We start from the raw sequence: 629 nt of genomic DNA, 5'->3' as shown, positions 1-629 counted from the left end.
TGTCACCGGGTTTCCTATTTGCCCATCCGCAACTTGTCTGCATGAATACCAATTTTTTCGCGCACACCAGAAGGGGAGGGGGTCCTATTGAGACCGCAACGCGCCGCAAGCTTGTCGATTGTGAGCAATTCCACCGTCGTGCTGCTCAAATTGGCAGCCGGTATCTACACCGGTTCCGTGGCCATACTCTCCGAAGCCATCCACTCCCTGCTGGATTTGGCCGCCTCCATCATGGCCTTTTTTTCGGTCCGCTATTCCCAACGGCCCCCTGATCGGACCCATCCCTACGGCCACGGGAAGATCGAAAACCTCTCGGGAACCATTGAAACTTTGCTGATCTTTGTGGCCGGCATCTGGATCATCATCGAATCCTGCGAAAAACTGCTGAACCCCTCCCCCCTGCACTTTCCCCTGCTCGGTGCAGCGGTCATGGCGCTCGGGGCCATCATCAACCTGGTGGTCGGCCTGATCGTCAAAAAGGCCGGAATCCAGGCCAAATCCGTCGCCATGCGCTCCAATGCGCTGCATTTGCTGACGGATGTCTACTCCTCCGCCGGGGTGGCCCTCAGCCTGGTGCTGGTCAGCCTCACCGACTTCACTTTGCTGGACCCGCTGATCGGTATCGGGAT

At 57.9% G+C, this 629-nt stretch carries 1 protein-coding gene; it reads left to right on the top strand.

What is annotated here, in order from left to right; genetic code table 11:
• Window positions 1-87: 87 nt before the first annotated feature.
• Window positions 88-629: cation diffusion facilitator family transporter (locus tag RZO55_RS00370; protein ID WP_318062320.1), on the top strand; the 542-nt coding region annotated here is incomplete at its 3' end.

It is taken from the genome of Clostridium boliviensis (genome assembly GCF_033342255.1).
GTDB lineage: Bacteria > Bacillota > Clostridia > Lachnospirales > Lachnospiraceae > Lacrimispora > Lacrimispora boliviensis.
This window is presented reverse-complemented; position numbering and strand designations above follow the sequence as displayed.